Genomic DNA, 19,551 nt, shown 5'->3' on the forward strand with positions numbered 1-19,551 from the left:
CTTTGCCGCGGTGGTTTTCTCTGTGGTGGTTTCCCTTGGGGGAGTTCCTTCGGTATGCCGGGGAGCTGCCTTTTCCGGTGCTGCCTTTCTGCGCTGTTTCTCCGCGGGTGCTGTTCCGCTCCTTCTGCTTCAACAGCCGTCCGCGCAACGGGAATTGGTGTCCGTCGAGCCCTTTCGGGCCTGCTCCAGGAAATCGGGTTCATGAAGACTTCGGTGATGCTGCCGTTCGTTCCGAAACGGCCCGAACAGGCGCTGCCCTTCGCCGGGTTGGTGTCCTGGTCCTCCGCCGACCGGCTGTGGCAGGGGCAGGGACTGCTCACCGAGGGTCACCATGTCTACAGCTACCTCGCGGGCGCGGGCTTCCGCTTCCCGGTCGGCTTCGGGGTCTCCCTGATGCCCTTCCGGCACCCCTACGACGCCGCCGTGCAGGCACGGTCCCTCGCGCTGACCACCGGGCAGCCGGTCGTCGCCGGGTTCGGGCCGGGGGCGCTGCAACTCCAGCGCTCGGTGCTCGGCAAGGAGTACGCCAGCCAGCTGGGCGCCTGCCGCGAGTACCTCGGTGCCGTACGAAGGCTGCTCGACGGCGAGGTGCTCGACTTCTCCGGGGACCACTTCGAGGTGCACGGGCAGCTCCAGCCCTACCCCTCGCCGCCGGTGGAGGTCGGCCTCGGGGTGCTGCGCAAGGGGGCCGCGAAGGTCGCCGGGGAGGTCGCCGACGCGGCGATCACCTGGCTGACCCCGGCGCCCTACCTCGCCGGGACGCTGGCCCCCGCGCTCGCGGAGGGCGCGGCCCGGGCCGGACGCCCCGCGCCCCGGATCGTGGCGATCGTCCCGGTGGCGCTGGCCGCCGAGGACCGCGACCCGGTGCGGCTCGCGCTCGCCAGCAACAAGCCGCACCTCTCGCTGCCGCACTACCAGAGCATGCTGCGCAGCAGCGGCCTGGAGATCACCGGCGACCCGGCGCTCGACGCCCGGGAGCTGGTCGCCCACGACGGCTTCCTCTACGGCGGCGAGGAGGAGCTGACCGAGAAGCTCCTCGCCTACCGGGACGCCGGAGCCGACGAGGTGGTCCTCAACGCCACCGGTGTCTGCGCGGTGTACGGCCCGGAGGTCGCCGTACGCGAACTCGCCGCGATCCTGCGGCACTTCGAGAAGGCGAGCGCCTGATGAACCCCTATAAGCAGCATCTGATGTCCTGGGTCACGGGCCGCGCCTTCGGGCTGCGGCCGGGCGGGCAGGGCGCGGCCACCGCGGTCGCCGAGGACGCGGACGCGCTCCACCGGGCCCTGGACAAGGGCCTGGTGGGCGCCGGGAGCCTGGTGTTCGCGCCGCCGGGGGTCGAGGCGCCGGGTGCCGCCGCCGTGGTGCCCTACCGGGGTTCGCTGGTGGAGGCGGGCGCGGAGGCGCAGTTCGGGGAGGACTTCTTCCTCCAGGTGCAGGCGTACAGCATCGCGGGCTTCCTCGCCCTGCTTGGGCCCACCGCGCTGCGGATCACCGAGGACGAGGACGCCGAGGCCTTCCTCGCCGACGCCGACTCCGCGCTGCACGAGGGCAGTTGGCCCGAGGTGCTCACCAACCCGGCGGTGCAGCTCGCGGAGGTGCGCACCCTCGGCGGCGCCGCGCCCCTGGACGGCCCCGGCCTCCGGCTCTACCTGGACCGGGACGGCGAGGCCCGAACCGGCGCCCTGGGCACGCCACTTGGGCAGGCCGAGGAGACCGGCGCCCCCGGCCCCGAGCAGCTGCCGGTCGCCGCCGAGCTGCGGCGCGAGGTCGCCGGGCGGCCCTGGCTCGGCCGCTACCACGCGGCGGTGCAGGCGCTCCAGTCGCTGCGGGCCCGCGGCCACGAGGGCGCCGAGGTCTCCGGCTTCGGACTGCGCTTCAACGGCCACCTGGACACCGGCCCCGAGGCCCCGGACCTGGCGCTGCCGGGAGCGCCCGTACTGCTGCGCTCCGGCGAGGAGTTCTTCGTCTACGAGCCGGACGGCGGGCGGACCTTCCAGGCGGGCGCCGAGGCCGCGCTGACCCTCGAACGCGCCCTGGTGCGGCCCCAGGCGGCCGAGGACGGGACTGCCTGGGCGCAGGCCCGCAGCTTCCTGGACCGCAGATCCGCCCCCGCCGGGGCCGCCGTATGAGCGCCCCCGCCGAGGCGCTGCCCGCGCAGCTCGCGGGCAGTGCCGCCGCCCGGGCGGTGGCCGCGCTGCCCGCCGACACCCTGGTCTGCGACATGTACGAGCCGCGCGGGGCGGAGATCTACCACGACTTCACCCTGGGGGACACCTCCGAGGTGCGGGACATCCTGCGCGAGGTGCGGGCCTCCACCGGCACTGTCCTCGAACTCGCCGCGGGCTCGGGCCGGTTGACCTTCCCGCTGCTCGGCCTGCGCCGCGAACTGCTCGCCGTGGACCTGTCCGAGGCCATGCTCGCCCTGCTGCGCGAGCGCCTGGCCCTGCTGCCCGCCGCCGCGGCCGCCCGGTGCACCCCCGTGCGGGGCGACATCACCACCTACGCGGCACCCGAGCCGGTCGGCGCCGCCGTGCTCGGCACCACCTCGGTCTCGCTGCTCGGCCGCGCGCAGCGGCAGGCGATGCTGCGGCGCACCTGGCAGAACCTCGCCCCCGGCGGGATCTTCGTCCTGACGACTGCTCAGATCAGCGCGGACGCGGGCGACTTGGCCGAGCGGGCGCTCCAGGTGCGGGGCGCATCCGGCAGCTCCTACCAGGTGCACGACCTCGTCGCCCCCGACCGCGCCGGGCGCTACACCGTGGTGCTCGGCCCCGACGGCGGGCCCGGGGTGCCGCGCACCGTCTGCCACTCGTACATCCGGGTCGTCCCGCAGGGCGAACTCACCGCGGACCTCACCGCCGCCGGGTTCACCGTCGAGCACACCGCCACCCTGCCCGGCGAGCGCTACGCCGCCGCGCTGATCCGCGCACGGAAAGAGGGAGCACGATGACCGGCAGCCTGTGGCCGATGATGATGCCGCTCGCCGAGGCGGACGACGACAGCATCTGCGTGGTCGGCGCCGAGGGCCACCGGGTCCGCTACGCCGACGGCAACGAGGTGCTCTGCGGCACCAGCGGACTGTGGAACGCCAACCTCGGCTACGGCAACGAGGCCGTCGCCCGGGCGGTCGCGGAGGCGCTGCGCACCCACTCGTACGCGGGCGTCTTCCGCTACGAGAACGGGCCCGCCCGGAAGGCCGCCGGTGAACTGCTCGCCGCGCACCCGCACGACTTCGCCCGGGTGGTCTTCTCGGTCTCCGGCGGCAGCGCCAACGACCTGGTGATGAAGCTGGCCCGGCAGTACCACGAACTCGGCGGCGAGGGCGGCCGCAAGCTGGTGGTCGGCCTGAAGGACGGCTACCACGGGCTGACCTTCGGGGCGCACGCCCTCACCGGCGAGGACCTCGGCCAGCGCGCCTACGGGGTGGACACCCGCCTGGTGCGCCATCTGCCCGCCAACGACGAGGCCGCCCTCGACAAGCTCTTCGCCACCCTCGGCCGCCAGATCGCCGCGGTGGTGGTGGAGCCGGTGCTCGGCAACGGCGCCGTCGAACTCTCCGCCTCCTTCCTGGCCCGGCTCGGCGCCCTCGCCGAGGAGAGCGGCGCCCTGCTCGTCGCCGACGAGGTCGCCACCGGCTTCGGCCGCACCGGCGAGATGTTCGCCTCCGGCACCTGGGGCCGCCCGCCGGACGTGGTGCTCGTCTCCAAGGGCCTGACCAACGGCACCATGGCGGCCTCCGCGCTGCTGGTCAACTCCCGTATCGCGGACCGCTTCTCGTCCACCGGGGCGCTGCTCCTGCACGGCGAGACCCAGGGCGGCACCGCGGTCACCGCCGCCGCGGTGAGCGCCACCCTCGCCGAGTTCGAGCGGCTGAAGGCGGTGGAGTCGGGGCGCGCGGTCGCCGCCGCCCTGGACACCGCGCTCGCCGACTGGCAGCGCACCGACGCCCGGGTACGGGGCTTCCGCGGCCGGGGCTGCTTCCGCGCCGTCGAGCTCGCCGACCCGCGCGAGCCCGGCGCCCCCCTCGACCCGCGGCAGGTGCCCGCGCTGATCCGGCACATCCGGCGGGCGGGCGCCGCGGTGCACGGCGGACCGCACGGCATCCAGCTGATCCCGGCGCTCACCTACAGCGCCGCCGAGGTCGGGGAGCTGCTCGCCGCCGTCCGCGCCGGAGTGGACGCGCACACCGGGGCAGCGGCGGCATGACCCTCGTCAACAGGTGCCGCGTGCACCGGGGACTCGACGCGCTGCCGCGGCTCGCGGCCGGTGGCACCGGCCCCGTGCTGCTCGTGCACGACGCGGCCCTGGACGGCAACCCGGGCCTCGCCGCCTGCCACCGGCTGCTCGCACAGAGCGGGGCGCCGGTGCGGGTGGTGCCGGTGCCGGGCGCCTGTTCGCTGGACGACGCGCGGGCGCTGGCGCCGCGGCTCACCGGCGGCCGCCTGGTGGTGGCCGTCGGCGGCGGCTCACTGCTCGACACCGCCAAGCTCGCCCTCGCGGTGGCCGATCCGCTGGTGGCCCGGATCCTCGCGGCGCCGCAGCGCAGCGGCTGGGTGCTCGGCCCGGACCGCCCGCGCCCGGTGCCGCTGGCCGCCGTTCCCACCACGCTGGGCACCGCCGCCGAGGTCAGCGGCATCGTCAGCTACGTACACCAAGAGCAGAAACGTGCCTTCACCAGTCTCGCCCTGCAACCCGAGGCGGCGCTGCTCGACGCCCGCTGCACCGAGGGCCTGCCCGGGCACCTCCTGGTCGAGGGCGCCCTGGAGCTGATCCTGCGCGGCGTCGGCCCGGTCGCCGGGAGTACCGGGCCCTGGACGGCGGCCGACGAGGCGGCGCTGCGGCTCGGCGCCGAGGCCGCCGCCCTGCTGAGCGGCATCGGCGCCACCGGGGCGGCCACCGCGGCCGAGCGCACCGCGCTCGCCGAGCTGAGCGTGGCCACCCAGGAGGCCCAACTCCTCGAAGACCGGCTGCCGTTCACGGTGAAGATCTGGTTCCTGGCCAACAACCTCGCGCACCGCCTCGGCCTGCGGAAGATGACGGCCCTCGCCAACCTGGTCCCCGGCTACTGGCGCCACCTCGCCGCCCGGGACGCGGCCGGAGCCGACCGGGTCGCCCGGACCTGGGCCGCCCTGCGCGGCGCGGTCCTCGCGGCCTCGCCCACCGCGCCCGCCCCGCTGCCCGCCGACCCCGCCGAGGGCTTCGCCGCCTGGCTCGCGCTGCTCGGCGTCGCCCCGGCCCCGGCGCCCGCCCCCGCCGACACCGAGGCGGTCGTCGCCTCCTGCCTGCGGATGTGGGGCGGCGGACTGCCGATGCTCGCCGGGCTCGGCGCCGCCGAACTGCGCCTGCTCCTCGGCGACTTGCGCGTACTGCGCCCACCGACTCCCGCGTACCGCGCGGGTGCACTGATCACCACTCACCGAGGGGGGAGGAAAACACCATGAACGACATCCTCGAACTGGACAAGGCCGCGCACGAGAGCGCCGCCCTGGAGCTGGGTCTGCAGGAGCTGGAGACCCTTGAGGCTCCGGGTCTGTGGACGAACGTCGGCATCTCGGTCGGCGTCGTCTCGGCGAGCGCCGCCGCGTACGGCAGCTACGCGCTGACCGCCGCCACGATCGCCACCTGAGCACGCTGACCGACAGTCCGCCTTGTACAGCAAGGAGAACAACATGAAGAGCACCGAAGGGGCCTTCCAGGAGTCCGGCCTCGAGCTGGCGCTCCAGGAGCTGGAGACCCTGGAGGCCCCCGGCTTCTGGACCGGCGTCTCCACCGGCTTCAAGGCGACCGCCGCCGTGGTCTCGGTGGCGGGCGCCAGCGCCGCCGCCTACACGGCGATCAGCGCGGTCGTCACCACCTGATCATCAGGTCGTAGCGGCTGGGGCAACGCGCGGTGCCCCAGCCGGCACGGCCCTCGTACGACAGCTTGGAGAATCATGAACGAGCAAGGCACGGCGACGCCCCGGGCGGCCGGACTGGCTCTGTTCGCCCTCGTCGCGGCAGTCGGCCTCATCGCCGTACTCCTGCTCGGGGACGCGTGGAGCGGCTGGGCCGTCTACCCGTTGCTGACGGTCGGCGTCCTCGTCGTCGCGGGCTCCGTGGGGGCCCTCGTGAAGGTGTTGCGCCATGACGGCTGACCGGGGATTCGCACCGGCCGAACCGCCGGTCATCAGCGTCCGCGGCCTGTCGAAGTCCTACGGCGACCGGCAGGTGCTCGGCGACGTCTCCTTCGACGTGCCGCGGGGCCGCGTGGTCGGACTGCTCGGCCGCAACGGCGCCGGCAAGACCACGCTGATGAAGTCGCTGCTCGGCACCGCCACCGCGGACAGCGGCAGCGTCGAGATCTTCGGTGCCGCCCCGGGGCCCGGCCACGCCCAGCGGGTCGGCGTCGCCATGGACGGCATCGGCTTCTACCCGGCGGCCACCGTCCGCAGGGAACTCGCCCTCTGGGCGACGGCGCTGGGCGTGCCGAAGCACCGCATCCGCGAGGTGATCGACCTGGTCGAGCTGAACGGCCACGAGCGCCAGCGCTGCGCCAAGCTGTCCACCGGGCAGCGCCAGCGGCTGCGCCTGGCCACCGCCCTGCTCGTCCCGGGCGTGGAACTGCTCATGCTCGACGAGCCCGCCAACGGCCTGGACCCGGACGGCATCCGCTGGGTCCGCCGCTTCATCAAGGACATGGCCGCCTCCGGCAAGACCGTCCTGGTCTCCAGCCACCAGCTCTCCGAGATGGAGAACACCGTGGACGACGTCCTGCTCCTCGACAAGGGGCGCCTGGTGCACACCGGTTCGCTGCACGAGTTCACCGCGGGCGGCCGATTCGCCCTGGAGGACCGCTTCTTCGAGGTCGTGGGAGGGATACGGGCATGAGCGGACCGGCACAGCACTTCCGCGCCGAACTGATGAAGACCGGCACCGGCCGGGCCACCCTCGGCTCGCTGCTCGGCGGCGCCCTGTGGTGCGCCCTGACCGGCTACGGCTACTACGCGCAGGGCCGCGACGACGCCGCCGCCCTCGCCTCCGGCGCCGTCACCGGCGACATCATCCGCGGCTGGATGATGATGCTGCTCTTCTCGGCGATCACCTGCGCCCTGATCGTCACCCGCGACGTCTCCGGCGGCACCCTCGCCCGCGCCGTGCTCAGCTACGGCGGCCGGGGCCGGGTCTTCCTCGCCAAACTGCTCGCGGCGCTCGCCACCTCGGCGCTCTTCGCGGTGGTCGCGGTCGGCGGCGCGCTCGCCAACTGGGCGCTGGCGGCCCGCTCCACCGAGACCGACCTCGTCTGGAACGCCGAGTCCACCAAGACCCTCCTCGGCGTCGCCGCCTGCGTACTGCTCTCCGGAGTCTGGGGCCTGATGACGGGCTGGCTGGTGCGCAACCAGACCCTCGCCGTGCTCAGCGTCCTGGTCCTGATGGTCGGCATCGAACCGGCGGTCCAGCGCTTCGCGCCCGAGGCCGCCCAGTTCCTGTTCACCATCGCGCTGAGCAGCCTGTACCGCGACCCCAAGCCGGACCTGCTGCCGGTCGCCGCGGCCGCGCTCGTCTCGGTGGTCTGGGTGGCCGCGCTCACCGCCGCCGCCCGCGTCTCGCTGCTGCGCAGGGACATCGGATGAGCCTCACCCAGGTGCTCCGCCGCCGCCCCGAGCCCCCGCGGCAGGAGCCGGGCACCGCCCACCTGCGGCGCCCGCGCCTGACCACGGGCGTACGGGTGCACCCGCCGGTGGCGGACGGCGAGCCCTGGGTGATGCAGCGCGGCGAGCACCAGTACTTCCGGATCGGCGCCGACCTCGCGCGGCTGGCCCGCGCCCTCGACGGCACCGGCGACGCGGAGTCCCTCGCCGCCCGCCTCGGCCCGCCCTGGAGCGCGGCCGCCGTCCGGCAGGCGGTCACCACCCTGGACCGGGCGCACCTGCTCGCCCCCGCGGTCCTCGCGCCCGGGCGGCACCGCAGGATCCGCCGCTGGAAGTACGTGCCGCCGCTCACCTTCCAGCTGGCCGTGGTCCGCTCCGGGGACGCCGCCGCCCGCCGGATCAACTCGCTGCGGCTCGCCCCGCCCCGGGTGCTCGGCTGGCTGGTGGCCGCCCTCGCGGCGATCGGCACCGCGGTGCTCCTCGCCCGGCACGCGCAGGTGGCGCACGTCCTCGGCAGCCCGGTGTCGATGGGCACCCTCGGCACCGTCCTCGCCGGGGTCTTCGTCACCACCGTCGCCCACGAGTTCGGCCACGCCTGCCTGCTCGCCCACTACGGCGGCAGGCCGGGCCGGATGGGCGTCATGCTCTTCTACTTCTCGCCCGCGATGTTCTGCGACGTCTCCGACTCCTGGCGGCTCAACCACCTCCGGCGGGCCAAGGTCTCCCTCGCGGGCATCGCCGTCCAGGCCGGGGTCAGCGGCGCCGCGGCCTCGGCGGCCGGCCTGGTCGGGCGCGGCACCGCCGGGGACACCCTGCTCCTGTTCGCCCTGGTCAACGCGGCGGCCGCGGTCGTCAACCTGGTGCCCTTCGTCAAGCTCGACGGCTATATCGCCCTGATGAGCTACCTCAACCGCCCCAACCTCCGGGACGCCGCGCTCGGTTCACTGCGCGAGGGCTTCGTGGCGCTGCTCGCCAAGAAGCCGTACCGGGTCAAGGGGCCCGGCTGGCTGCCCCTGTTCGGCCTCGGCTGCCTGCTCACCCCGATGGTCCTCGTGGTGCGCGGACTCGGGCAGTGGCTGGACGCCCTGATGTCGCTCGGCACCTTCGGCGCGATGCTCTCCAGCTGCGTCGCGGGCATGCTGCTCCTGGTCGCGGTCAAGACCGTCCGCGGACTCCTGAAGTCCTTCCGCGGCAACCGCCCGCGCCCGCTGCGCCTCGCCCTCCTCGCCGTGCTGCTCGCCGCCCTCGCCCTCGGCAGCACCCAACTGCGCCTGTCCAGCAGCCAGGTGGCCTCCTACGAGGTCACCCCCGACGGCGCCGTCCACCTCTACGTACCCTCCGGCGCCGAACTCCAGCCGGTGCGGCCCGGCGACCGGGTCGAGCTGCAGAGGGCCGGGATGATGCTGCGCCGCACCCTCGGCACCGGCACCGTCGGCACCGCCGCCGCCCGCGAGACCTCCGTACCGCTCGGCGGTCTGATCCCGGTCACCGCCGACAACCTCCGCATCCGGGGCAAGCGCTACCCGCTGCGGCTCGACCACCCGCTGCCCCCCGGACGCGGCAGCGCCCGGTTGCACGCCCGGTCGATGCCGCTCCCGCGCTGGGCCTACGAGCGCCTCCTGCTGCCGTTCGCGGCGCCGTTCCACTGACAGGGCCAGGACATGTACCTCACCTATCTCCAGTACTGCCACCCCAGCTCGCCCTTCTACGAGCAGCGCGGCACCGAGGGCCCCGACGTCCTCTTCCCCCTGCACCGCGCCGACCTCCCCGAGGGCTGGGCCCGCGAGATCCGCTCGGAGTGGATCATGTACTCCCGGGCGGACGTGCCGCTGCCCTGGCAGGGCTGGAAGATCCACGTCAGCGCCACCACCGCCAACGCCGAGGAACTCCTCGCCGCGGTCTGTGCCCACTGCTTCGCCGCCCGCCTGCCCTTCAAGGCGCTGTCCGGCATGCCGACGCTGCGCCAGCGCAACAGCAAGTACGCGGACCGCGGCGGCAGCGGCAAGTTCCTCACCCTCTACCCGCCCACCGAGGAGGCCCTCGCCACCGCGCTGGACGCCCTCGACGCGCTCATCGGCGGCCACCAGGGCCCGACCATCCTCTCCGACCTGCGCTTTCGCGAGGGTCCGCTCTATGTGCGCTACGGCGCCTTCGTCTCCCGCCACCGCACCGACGAGAGCGGCCGCCGGATCGAGTGCATCGAGGACCCGGACGGCAACCTCGTCCCCGACGAGCGCCGCCCCGGCTTCCACCCGCCGAGCTGGGCGGCCGTCCCCGAGGTGCTCCAGGAGTCCCTGCGGGCCCGCTCCGAGCGCCGCCTCGGCGACTTCCCGTACCGCGTCTCGCGCGCCCTGCACTTCTCCAACGGCGGCGGCGTCTACCTCGCCACCCGCCCCGAGGCCCCCGGGCGCACCCTGCTGCTCAAGGAGGCCCGCCCGCACTGCGGCCTCGACGAGAGCGGCCGGGACGCCCTCGCCCGCCTGGAGACCGAACGCGCCGCCCTCACCGACCTGGCCGGCCTTCCCGGGGTGCCCGCCGTCGACGCCTACGTGGACGGCGTCGAGCACAAGTTCCTCGGCCGCGCCTACGTCGAGGGCCGCTCCCTGATGGACCTCGCCCTGGAGCGCAACCCCTTCGTCAGCCCCGGCAGCCCGCTCGGCCCCGGCGCCTACGCCGAGTGGGCCCGGGGCCTGGTCGACCAGGTCGCCGACACCGTCACGCGGATGCACGCCCGCGGCTGGGTCTTCGGCGACCTGCACCCCGGCAACGTCATCGTGGACGAGGAGGACCGCGTCCACCTCATCGACTTCGAGTCCGCCTCCCGCGACCTCGACGGCTACGCCCAGACCATGGGCGTCTTCGGCTACCGCGCCCCGCACGGCCACCTCGGCCGCGCGGTCGACCACTACGCCCTGGCCTGCATGCGCATCGGCCTCCTCCTCCCCATGACCCGCCTCCTCGCCCTCGGCCCCGAGCGCGCGGAGGACCTGTGCCGGGTGGCGGGCGAGCGGTTCGGAGTGGGGGAGGAGTATTTCGCGGGAGTACGGGAGCAGTTGGCACCGGCGGAGACGGCCGCTGCTGCAACTCCGCTCGCTGAGCGCGTAGTTGGGGCCGGAGAGGCGGAGGCCCGCCCCGAGATCCCTGCCGCTGCTTCAATTTCCGTAGCTGAGCGTGCAGTTGGGACCGACGAGACGCGGGCCCGCCTTGAGATCCCCGCTGCGGCATCAACTCGCGGCGCTACGCGCACAGTTGAGCCCGACGAGCCCCCAGCCCACCCCGATCCCCCCGCCGGTGCCGTAGTGGTCCCCGCCCCGCCCGCCGAGGACGCCCTGCTCGTCGACCGGCTCGCCGAGTCCCTGCGGGCCTGGCGCTCCCCGGAGCGCGCGGACCGGCTCTTCCCCGGTGACGTACGGCAGTTCCTCCAGCCCGCCGGGGGCCTCGGTCTCGCCTACGGGGCCGCGGGCGTCCTGTGGGCGCTGCACCGCTGCGGCGGCGAGGTGGACCCGGCCGACCTGGACTGGCTGCGGCGGCGGGTGCACGCCGAGCCGGAGATCCCGGTCGGCTTCCACAGCGGCCTCGCGGGCATCGCGCACGCCACGGCCGCACTGGACCCCGAGCTGGCCGCGTACTGCCGCGAACGCGCCCTGGGCGCCGCCGAGTCCGCCCCCGACCTCTCCCTCGGCTCCGGGATCAGCGGGCTGGGCGCCCACCTCCTGGCCACCGGCGACCTCGCGGGCGCGGACCGGCTCGCCGCCCGGCTGCTCGCCGATCTGCCCGCCGAGCGGGAGCAGATCGCCGCCGGGCTCCTCGACGGGGCCGCGGGGCTCGCCGTCTTCGCCCGGCGCGCCGCCACCGCCCTCGGCAGTTCCTCGTACGCCCGACTTGCCGTGGAACTCCTGGACATGGAGGTGACCCGCTTCGGCTTCGGCCCCGGCGCCACCCCGGTCGCGGCGGCCCTGCCCGCCTTCGGCACCGGGCTCAGCAGCGGCGCCCTCGGCCTCGGCCTCGCCCTCCACGACGAGGTGCGGCTGAGCGGCGAGGACCGCTTCGCCGAGCCGCTGAGCCGGATCACCGCCCTCGCGCAGCACACCACCGCCGCCCACAACGGACTGCTCAACGGCCGCCTCGGACTGGTGCAGTTCCTGCTCGCCGCGGCGCCCGGCGCCCCCGCCTCGCAGCAGGCCGTGGCGCGCGCCCTGGAGGAGGCCGCCTGGTACACGGCCCCGCTCGGCCCGCACCGGATCGCCCTCGGCGACGAGGCGCTCAAACTCTCCCTGGACCTCGGCACCGGCCTCGCCGGACTCGTCCTCACCGCCCGCTCCGCCGCACTCGGCGGCTGCGAACTGCCGCTCTGGGAGGAGGCCCGATGAGCCGCCGTCCAGGGGCAGTTGAAGACCGCCCGGACGGCGACGCCCCGCTGTTCTCGGTCCTGTGCCCCACCTACAACCGCTCCGCCCGGCTGCTCCCCACCCTGCGCTCGGTCCTCGCCCAGCGCCTCGCCGACTTCGAACTCCTCGTCCTCGACGACGGCAGTACGGACGACACCGTGCGGGTGGCTGAGAGCACCGGCGACCCCCGGGTACGGGTCGTCCGCGCCCGGCGCACCGGCCACCCGAGCGGCCCCCGGCAGCAGGGACTCGCCCTCGCCCGCGGCCGCTGGATCGCCTATCTCGACCACGACGACAGCTGGCGCCCCGACCACCTGGACGCCCTGCACCAGCTGCTCGACCAGGGCGCCCCGCTCGCCGTCACCGGCTACCGGGCCGTCGACGAGGAGGGCCGCACCACCCGCGAGAGCGGCTGGTGGGACCTGTGCTGGCACCCCGAACTCCAGTATCTGGACCCGCTGTTCGAGCCCAGCCGGTTCGCCCACCGCCGGGGCCTCGCCGAGTCGGTCGGCGGCTGGCGGGTCACCCCGGGCCTGGAGGACTGGGACCTGCTCGTCCGCCTGACCGAGGCGGGCCACCACCCCCGGACCACGACCGCCCGTACCGTCTCCGTCTTCGAGAGCACCGCCACCCGCCGCCACCGCCTCGCCCCCGGCCACTTCGCGCCCCTGCTGCGCACCACCGACGCCCGCCTGGCCCGCCGGGTCCGGGACGCCCTCGACGCCCCGGACACCCGGCGCCTGCTGGACGCCGCCGCGCGGCAGGACAGCCGCGCCCGCATCCAACGCCTGGGCGCCACACCGGAGTTCGTACGGCCGCTGGCGACGCCCGAGGTGCCCGAGCCCGGCGAGATCCCGCCCGACTCGGGCCGCGGACCCGAACCGCTGATCGTCCCCCGCGGCGGCGGCTACCTCCTCGCGGTGCCCGTCTTCCTCTCCACCCCGGAGCACGCGGCCCGCTTCGACGCCCTGCTCACCGAGCACGCCGCCGCCCAACTCGCCCTGCTGCGAAGGCTGGAGAGCGAACTGGCGGGGGAGCCCCGCACCCGGCACCGGGAACCGGAGCGCGAGGCGGCGGAAGCGGCCGTACGGCAGGAGCCCATGGCCCGGCGGCGGGAGCCGGCCCCGTGAAGGCCCTGGTCCTCGCCGGCGGCAGCGGCACCCGGCTGCGCCCGCTCACCCACAGCTCGGCCAAGCAACTCGTCCCGGTCGCCAACAAACCGGTCCTCTTCTACGGCCTGGAGGCGATCGCGGAGGCCGGGATCACCGAGGTCGGGCTGATCGTCAACCCGCGCGCCCGGGAGATCCGGGAGGCCGTCGGCGACGGCTCCCGCTTCGGCGTCCAGGTGACCTATCTGGTGCAGGAGGCCCCGCTCGGCCTCGCGCACGCGGTCCTGGTCGCCCGGGACTACCTCGGCGAGGACGACTTCGTGATGTACCTCGGCGACAACTTCGTCGTCGGCGGCATCCGCGACCTGGTCACCGCCTTCCGCGCCGAACGCCCCGACGCCTCCCTGCTGTTGACCGAGGTCCCCGACCCCACCGCCTTCGGGGTCGCCGAACTCGACGCCGAGGGACGGGTCGTCACCCTGGAGGAGAAGCCCGCCCGCCCGCGCAGCGACCTCGCCCTGGTCGGCGTCTACCTCTTCACCCCGGCGGTCCACGAGGCCGTCGCCGCCCTGAAGCCCTCCGCCCGCGGCGAGTTGGAGATCACCGACGCCCTGCAGTGGCTCGTCGACCGCGGCCGCACGGTCCGCTCCACCCGTATCACCGGCTACTGGAAGGACACCGGCGACGCCGAGGCCATGCTGGAGGTCAACCGCCAGGTCCTGGAGAGCCTCCGGTCCCGCGTCGAGGGCAGCGTGGACGCCGCCAGCGAGCTGCGCGGCCCGGTCGTCGTGGAGGCCGGGGCCACCGTGGTCCGCTCCCGCCTCGAAGGCCCGCTGATCATCGGCGCGGGCACCGCGGTCCGCGACAGCCGCCTCGGCCCGTACACCTCCATCGGCCCGGACTGCACCCTGGCGGACACCTCCCTGGCGTACTCCATCGTCCTGAACGGCGCCCGCATCGAGGGCACCGGCCCGCTGGAGGGCTGCCTGATCGGACGGCACGCCACCGTCGCCCCGGCCGCCCCGGCACCCCACCGCCTGATACTCGGCGACCACAGCGAGGTACGGATCCGCTCGTGAGAATCCTCGTCACCGGCGGCGCCGGCTTCATCGGCTCGGCCTACGTACGCCGCCTCCTGCACAGCACACCCGCCCCCGCCTCCGGCCCCCTGGAGGTCACCGTCCTGGACGCCCTCACCTACGCGGGCCGCCGGGACAACCTCACCGGACTCCTCGGCGACCCGCGCCTGACCTTCGTCGAGGGCGACATCGGCGACGCGGCCCTGGTCCGCCGCCTGCTCCCGGGCCACGACCACCTGGTGCACTTCGCCGCCGAGAGCCATGTCGACCGCTCCATCGAGGACGCGGGCGCCTTCGTCCGCACCAACGTCCTCGGCACCCAGGTCCTCCTGGACGCCGCCGTGCGCGCCGGGACCGCCGTCTTCGTCCAGGTCTCCACCGACGAGGTGTACGGCTCGATCGCCGAGGGCGCCTGGACCGAGGACCAGCCCCTCGCCCCCAACTCCCCCTACGCCGCCTCCAAGGCCGCCGCCGACCTGCTCGCCCTCGCCCACCACCGCACCCACGGCCTCGACGTCCGCGTCACCCGCTGCCCCAACAACTACGGCCCCCGCCAGTACCCCGAGAAGATCATCCCGCTCTTCCTCAGCCGCCTCCTCGCGGGCCGCACCGTCCCCCTCTACGGCGAGGGCGCCCAGATCCGCGAATGGCTGCACGTGGACGACCACTGCCTCGGCGTCGACCTGGCCCGCACCAAGGGCCGCCCCGGCCGCGTCTACCACCTCGGCGGCGGCACCGAGCTCTCCAACCGCGAACTCACCCTCCGCCTCCTCGCCGCCTGCGGCGCCTTCGAGGACCGCATCACCCTCGTCCCCGACCGCAAGGGCCACGACCACCGCTACGCCCTCGACTGGACCCGCTCCCGCACCGAACTCGGCTACCGGCCCGTACACGCCTTCCCGCAGGGGCTCGCGGCGACGGTGGAGTGGTACCGGGGGCATCCGGGGTGGCGGGAGCAGGGTGCGGGGGAGCGGCGGTCCCAGGAGCCGCGGTCCCCGGAGCAGCGGTCCTTGGATCGGCGGTCCTTGGAAACGCAGTCCTCGGAGCCGCAGTCCTTGGAGGGGCAGTCCTCGGAGGGGCAGCCCTTGGAGCAGCAGTCCTTGGATCGGCGGTCCTCGGAGCACCAGTCCCTGGACCCGCGATCCGGGGAGCCGGAGGCCCAGCAGGAGGATTCACCCCGGCCCGGGAAGGACTGACTCCCCGTGAAGGAACTCGGCATCGAGGGCGCCTGGCTGCACACCCCGCGGCAGCACGCCGACCACCGCGGCACCCTCCACGAGGCGTACCGCGCACGGGAGTTCACCGAGGCCGTCGGCCACCCCCTCGCCCTCGCCCAGGCCAATGTCTCCGTCTCCCGCCGCGGCGCCCTGCGCGGCATCCACTACGCCGAACTGCCGCCCGGCCAGGCCAAGTACGTCACCTGCCTGCGCGGCGCCGTCCTGGACGTCGTCGTCGACCTGCGGCTCGGCTCCCCGGGCTTCGGCACCTGGGAGGCGGTCGAGCTGGGCGAGCACAACCACAGCGCCCTCTACCTCCCCGAGGGCCTCGGCCACTCCTTCCTCGCCCTCACCGACGACGCCACCGTGATGTACCTCTGCTCCGAGCCCTACAACCCGGCCCGCGAACACACCGTCCACCCCTTCGACCCCGACCTCGCCATCGCCTGGCCCGACACCCCCGAGCCCCTCCTCTCGGCCAAGGACGCGACGGCCCCGACCCTCACCGAAGCGGTGGCGGCGGGCCGCCTCCCCCGCTACGTGTGACGCCCCCGCGCCGCACGGGCATATCCCCCGCACGCCACGCGGGGACGCGGGCTATGCTGCACGGGCGGGCCGTTAGCTCAATTGGCAGAGCAGTGGACTTTTAATCCATTGGTTGTGGGTTCGAGTCCCACACGGCCTACGGGGACGAGGGAGCGGGAACCCCTCTCTGACCTGTCAGGAAGCGCCCGGGACGACTGCGGTCGGCCCGGGCGCTTCTTCGTCCGCGGGGCGGGTGCTCGCGCGAGCGAGGCGTGGGCGGTGCCTGAGCTGCCGTCGGTCCCGGGCTCGGACTCGTACGGGCCCGGGCCTCCCGAGGCCGGTTCGCGCCGCGCGCTTGCAGGCGGCGACCGGCTCGGGCGTGCCCCGGGCCGCTCCCTCCGCGGTCAGCCGCGGGTCGTCGCCCGGACGATCAGGGTGCCGATGTGACCCGGCCGCGGCGCCTCGTGCACACGGGCCGTGGCGGTGGCGAAACCGGCACGCGTCAGCAGGCGTTCCCAGACGGGCGGGCGGTAGCTGTAGCGGTAGGTGAACAGGGCCCTGCCCGCGAAGCCGCCCTTGTACATGCCCTGTGGCCCGTAGGCGCCGGGGATGACCGGGGGCTGCGAGAAGACGAACACGCCTCCGGCGTCGAGACGGGACCGGACGAGGGGAAACAGCTTGCCGGGGTCGGTGAACCAGGCTGCGCCGAAGTTGCTGTAGATCGCGTCGTAGGTCTGCTCGCACGCGGCGAGGTAGGCCAGGGCGCGGCCGGTACCGCCTGCGGCCGGTGACTCATCCGACCCGCCCCCTCGCGCAGAGCGACGGATTTCCCCGTTCCTCAGCGAGGTCCGGTCGGGATCGTGCACATTCGGTACATGACCGGTTACGAAGACAGGGTGCCCGCCTACCTCACGTTCCGGGTGGCGCCGCAGGAGGGGCCCATCGCGGCCTTCGCCGATCAGGAGGCGTGGCTGGCGCGGGAGAGGTACCCCGATCTGATGGGGGTGGGCCTGGGGGAGTTCTTCCACGCGCGTGAGCGTGACGCGGGCGGTTGGGAGCTCTCCGAGTGGGGGGTGGAGGCGCCGCAGGGGGCCCGGGACTCGCTGGGGTCGCAGTTCCGGCTGCGGGCGAAGGCGGCCGAGGAGGCCGGGGACGCGAAGGCGCAGAAGGCGTGGATGGCGGCCGCGGTGCGGCTGGACTGGGAGCCCCTCGACGAGATCCGGGTCCGCGGTGAGCGGTTCCGGATCGTGCGCGCCTCGAAGTTCGTCCGCATGGGCCGCAGCGGGCCCGAGCCTCCCCGCCCCTCCGACCCCGACCCGGCGGAAGTCGGCGAGGGCTTCCGGCAGCCGCGCCGCACCAAGGACTTCGTCGTCGACCCGTACACCACCAGCGGGCTGTCCGACAGCATCCTCAAGCTGGACCTGGTGCAGTTCATCGGGACCTCGCCCGGCAATCCGCCCGAGGTGCGCGACGACGCCGTACGGGCCGCCGAGAACTACCCCGGTGGTGTGCTGCTCCCGGCGGTCTTCATGACCTCCGAGCGGCAGGAGGGGCGGTGGATCGCGCAGAACCCCGGTTCCTCGAACGGCACTCCGCAGGAGGCGCGTGACGCGCTGGCCAGGTGGCTTCGGGTGATGGCGCCGTTCAGTATGAGGCTCTCGGAGGAGAAGCGGGCCGAATACGCCCGTGCGGCCGACCAGTTGGACGAGAAGCGCGCCAACAGCCTGAGCGTGGACGGGCGCAGGTTCCGCATCACCCGCGTCGAACGCCTCATCCGGATCGGCCCCGACGGGCCGGAGGGCCCGCGGCCCAGCGACTTCGACCCGGAGCCCCCGGTGGAGATCCACACCCGCCAGCTCAAGGAGCAGGGGCTGTGGGACGAGGACGACGAGGAGAACGACGTGCCGGTCGAACTCGACGCGCGCGCCCTGGAGTTGAAGGCCCTCTGGGATCAGGAGGAGGTCCGCAGGGCGGCGGCCCTGGAGCGCAGGAGGAGCAGGAAACACGGCTGAATCCAGGCGTCGGTCCGGTGCCGGCGCCGGGAACGTGTGCGTAGTGAGGTGACCGTCTGCGCGATGTCCGCCCGTTCGGCGCGGCCCTTCCTCCGGGGCGCGCCGAACGGGCGTCGGGCGTCACGTCCGCAGAGGACGCAGGAGTCCGCAGAGGACACGGATGTCCGCGGAGGTCGCAGAGGACGAGGTGGAAGGAAGCGATGGCGTGACAGAGGCTCCCGTGAACGCGGCCGCGGCCGTTCGTGTCAATCTTGCCGACTACAACCCCTGGACCCTGCGGGCCTACGACGCGACGGTGGCCACCACCTGCCGGATGTTCTGGGGCTGCCCACGGCCCGAACTGCTCGCGCTGTACGGGCGCAACATCGGCGCCCGGCACCTGGACATCGGGGTGGGCAGCGGTTATCTGCTCGACCGGTGCCGGGGCGCCGACGGGCCGCGGGCGGTGACCCTGTTCGATCTGAACCCGAACTGCCTTGCCTATACGGCGAAACGGCTCGACCGGTACGAGGTCGCCACCGCCCGGGGCACCGTCCTCGAACCCTTCCCGCTGCCCGCCGCCTCCTTCGACTCCGCGGCGCTGAACCTGATGCTGCACTGCGTGCCGGGCGACCTCGCGGCCAAGGGATCCGCCCTCGGGCACGCCGCCGCCTGTGTGCGCCCCGGGGGGAGGCTCTTCGGCAGCACGGTGCTCAGCCGGGGGGTGCCGGTGCCGCCGCAGGCCCGGGCGCTGCTGTGGTTGCTCAACCGGCGCGGTTCCTTCCACAACGCCGAGGACGGCCTCGATGCCCTGCACGCGCAGCTGAGCAGCCGTTTCACCGACTACAAGGTGACCGTGCGCGGCTGTACGGCGATGTTCGAGGCGACGGTGGAGTGAGGGCGGCCCGCGCCGGCCGGTGACCTCTTCGCCGAGGGCCCGCCCGCTCCGCGCGCCCGCCCGTGGTGCGGTGCCAGGGCTGCGGGCGGGGCCAGTTGGCGGGTACGGGGGGCCGGTCGCGTGATCCGGGCGCGCGTCGGGAGCGATCGGCGGTGATCCGGTCTCCGCTCAGCCTAATGTCCCATTTACGTCGTATCTGACGTATCTGTGAGCAGAAGGAGACCTTCATGAATTCAGTCGCCACAATCGCGGCGCGCGGTGCCCGGCTCGCCGCGGCAGGAGGCCTGGTGTCGGCCATGGTCTTCGGGGCGACCGCGGGTATCGGCGCGACCGCCCAGGCCGCCGTTCCTTCCGGGGAGCAGGCGGTCATGGCACCGGCGAAGCCGTACGCCACCGTCACCACCAAGGCGGGCCTGAACAAGCGCCAGTTCCCGTCCACCGACTCCTCGGTGCGGGGCTTCCTGCCCTACCGCGCCCAGGTCGGGGTGGTCTGCAAGGTCCGTGCCCAGAACATCGCCGGCAACGACATCTGGTACCTGGTGCGTGACAAGAGCCAGCCGTGGATCTCGGCCAAGTACGCGGCCAACACGGGCTACGTCAAGTACTGCAAGGACGTCCTGCGCAGCAAGGTCCGCCAGATGCCGCGCGCCATGGGCTGAGCACGCCGGACGCCGGGGGCCGAGCGCTCGGCCCCCGCCGAACGGGCCCGCAGC

General features: G+C 74.2%; 18 protein-coding genes, 1 tRNA gene and 2 pseudogenes. 20 read left to right on the forward strand and 1 reads right to left on the reverse strand.

Annotation, left to right across the window (positions count from 1 at the left end; all coding sequences use genetic code 11):
* The first annotated feature begins 201 nt into the window (after positions 1–201).
* The 17 genes and pseudogenes from MID12_RS17245 (at position 202) to MID12_RS17325 (ending at position 16,109) form a co-directional block, all read left to right on the forward strand.
* The gene (locus MID12_RS17245) at positions 202–1,167 is read left to right on the forward strand and encodes an LLM class flavin-dependent oxidoreductase (RefSeq protein ID WP_040251791.1); all 966 of its coding nucleotides are present in this window, start codon (positions 202–204) and stop codon (positions 1,165–1,167) included.
* Complete coding sequence (gene mpaB / locus MID12_RS17250; RefSeq protein WP_263168390.1) at positions 1,167–2,132, forward strand: daptide biosynthesis RiPP recognition protein; 966 nt, start codon at positions 1,167–1,169, stop codon at positions 2,130–2,132. Before MID12_RS17245 ends, mpaB begins: the two co-directional genes overlap by 1 nt.
* Positions 2,129–2,953, forward strand: a complete 825-nt coding sequence (gene mpaM, locus MID12_RS17255; protein ID WP_263168393.1) for a daptide-type RiPP biosynthesis methyltransferase — start codon at positions 2,129–2,131, stop codon at positions 2,951–2,953. Before mpaB ends, mpaM begins: the two co-directional genes overlap by 4 nt.
* Positions 2,950–4,209 carry a daptide-type RiPP biosynthesis aminotransferase gene (gene mpaD / locus MID12_RS17260; protein WP_263168395.1) on the forward strand — a complete coding sequence of 420 codons (1,260 nt, stop codon included), beginning with the start codon at positions 2,950–2,952 and terminating at the stop codon, positions 4,207–4,209. Before mpaM ends, mpaD begins: the two co-directional genes overlap by 4 nt.
* Complete coding sequence (gene mpaC, locus MID12_RS17265; RefSeq protein ID WP_052482413.1) at positions 4,206–5,444, forward strand: daptide-type RiPP biosynthesis dehydogenase; 1,239 nt, start codon at positions 4,206–4,208, stop codon at positions 5,442–5,444. Before mpaD ends, mpaC begins: the two co-directional genes overlap by 4 nt.
* Complete coding sequence (locus MID12_RS17270) at positions 5,441–5,629, forward strand: daptide-type RiPP (RefSeq protein ID WP_040251805.1); 189 nt, start codon at positions 5,441–5,443, stop codon at positions 5,627–5,629. The genes mpaC and MID12_RS17270 overlap by 4 nt, the downstream gene beginning before the upstream one ends.
* A 43-nt stretch (positions 5,630–5,672) precedes the next feature.
* A complete protein-coding gene (locus tag MID12_RS17275; protein ID WP_040251808.1) occupies positions 5,673–5,861 on the forward strand; it encodes a hypothetical protein in 189 nt (62 codons plus the stop codon).
* 75 nt (positions 5,862–5,936) lie between these two features.
* Positions 5,937–6,137, forward strand: a complete 201-nt coding sequence (locus MID12_RS17280) for a hypothetical protein (RefSeq protein WP_040251811.1) — start codon at positions 5,937–5,939, stop codon at positions 6,135–6,137.
* A complete protein-coding gene (locus tag MID12_RS17285; RefSeq protein WP_040251813.1) occupies positions 6,127–6,870 on the forward strand; it encodes an ABC transporter ATP-binding protein in 744 nt (247 codons plus the stop codon). The genes MID12_RS17280 and MID12_RS17285 overlap by 11 nt, the downstream gene beginning before the upstream one ends.
* The gene (locus tag MID12_RS17290; protein WP_263168400.1) at positions 6,867–7,613 is read left to right on the forward strand and encodes an ABC transporter permease; all 747 of its coding nucleotides are present in this window, start codon (positions 6,867–6,869) and stop codon (positions 7,611–7,613) included. Before MID12_RS17285 ends, MID12_RS17290 begins: the two co-directional genes overlap by 4 nt.
* Positions 7,610–9,280, forward strand: a complete 1,671-nt coding sequence (gene mpaP, locus MID12_RS17295; RefSeq protein WP_263168402.1) for a daptide biosynthesis intramembrane metalloprotease — start codon at positions 7,610–7,612, stop codon at positions 9,278–9,280. Before MID12_RS17290 ends, mpaP begins: the two co-directional genes overlap by 4 nt.
* Positions 9,281–9,292: 12 nt before the next feature.
* Complete coding sequence (lanKC, locus tag MID12_RS17300) at positions 9,293–12,001, forward strand: class III lanthionine synthetase LanKC (RefSeq protein WP_263168404.1); 2,709 nt, start codon at positions 9,293–9,295, stop codon at positions 11,999–12,001.
* The gene (locus tag MID12_RS17305; protein WP_263168405.1) at positions 11,998–13,149 is read left to right on the forward strand and encodes a glycosyltransferase family 2 protein; all 1,152 of its coding nucleotides are present in this window, start codon (positions 11,998–12,000) and stop codon (positions 13,147–13,149) included. Before lanKC ends, MID12_RS17305 begins: the two co-directional genes overlap by 4 nt.
* A complete protein-coding gene (locus MID12_RS17310; RefSeq protein WP_040251825.1) occupies positions 13,146–14,207 on the forward strand; it encodes a glucose-1-phosphate thymidylyltransferase in 1,062 nt (353 codons plus the stop codon). Before MID12_RS17305 ends, MID12_RS17310 begins: the two co-directional genes overlap by 4 nt.
* Positions 14,204–15,163: pseudogene (gene rfbB, locus MID12_RS17315) on the forward strand (dTDP-glucose 4,6-dehydratase); the annotation flags it as partial. The gene MID12_RS17310 and the pseudogene rfbB, both read left to right, overlap by 4 nt.
* Before the next feature lie 246 nt (positions 15,164–15,409).
* The gene (rfbC, locus tag MID12_RS17320) at positions 15,410–15,970 is read left to right on the forward strand and encodes a dTDP-4-dehydrorhamnose 3,5-epimerase (RefSeq protein ID WP_263168407.1); all 561 of its coding nucleotides are present in this window, start codon (positions 15,410–15,412) and stop codon (positions 15,968–15,970) included.
* A gap of 66 nt (positions 15,971–16,036) precedes the next feature.
* Positions 16,037–16,109, forward strand: a tRNA-Lys gene (locus tag MID12_RS17325).
* Between the two features lie 244 nt (positions 16,110–16,353).
* On the opposite strand, the pseudogene MID12_RS17330 reads toward MID12_RS17325, so the two are convergent.
* Positions 16,354–16,689, reverse strand: a pseudogene (locus tag MID12_RS17330) (SAM-dependent methyltransferase); the annotation flags it as partial.
* 135 nt (positions 16,690–16,824) lie between these two features.
* On the opposite strand from MID12_RS17330, the gene MID12_RS17335 reads away from it, so the two are divergent.
* From MID12_RS17335 to MID12_RS17345, 3 genes are all read left to right on the forward strand, one after another.
* The gene (locus tag MID12_RS17335; protein ID WP_040251846.1) at positions 16,825–17,961 is read left to right on the forward strand and encodes a DUF5954 family protein; all 1,137 of its coding nucleotides are present in this window, start codon (positions 16,825–16,827) and stop codon (positions 17,959–17,961) included.
* Positions 17,962–18,166: 205 nt separating this feature from the next.
* Entirely contained in the window at positions 18,167–18,838 is a 672-nt protein-coding gene (locus MID12_RS17340; RefSeq protein WP_263168410.1) for a class I SAM-dependent methyltransferase, read from the forward strand.
* 227 nt (positions 18,839–19,065) lie between these two features.
* Positions 19,066–19,497, forward strand: coding sequence for an SH3 domain-containing protein (locus MID12_RS17345; protein ID WP_263168412.1), 432 nt, complete (start codon positions 19,066–19,068; stop codon positions 19,495–19,497).
* Positions 19,498–19,551 lie beyond the last annotated feature (54 nt).

Origin of the sequence: Streptomyces sp. SCSIO ZS0520, assembly GCF_025643355.1 — a bacterium.
GTDB lineage: Bacteria > Actinomycetota > Actinomycetes > Streptomycetales > Streptomycetaceae > Streptomyces > Streptomyces physcomitrii.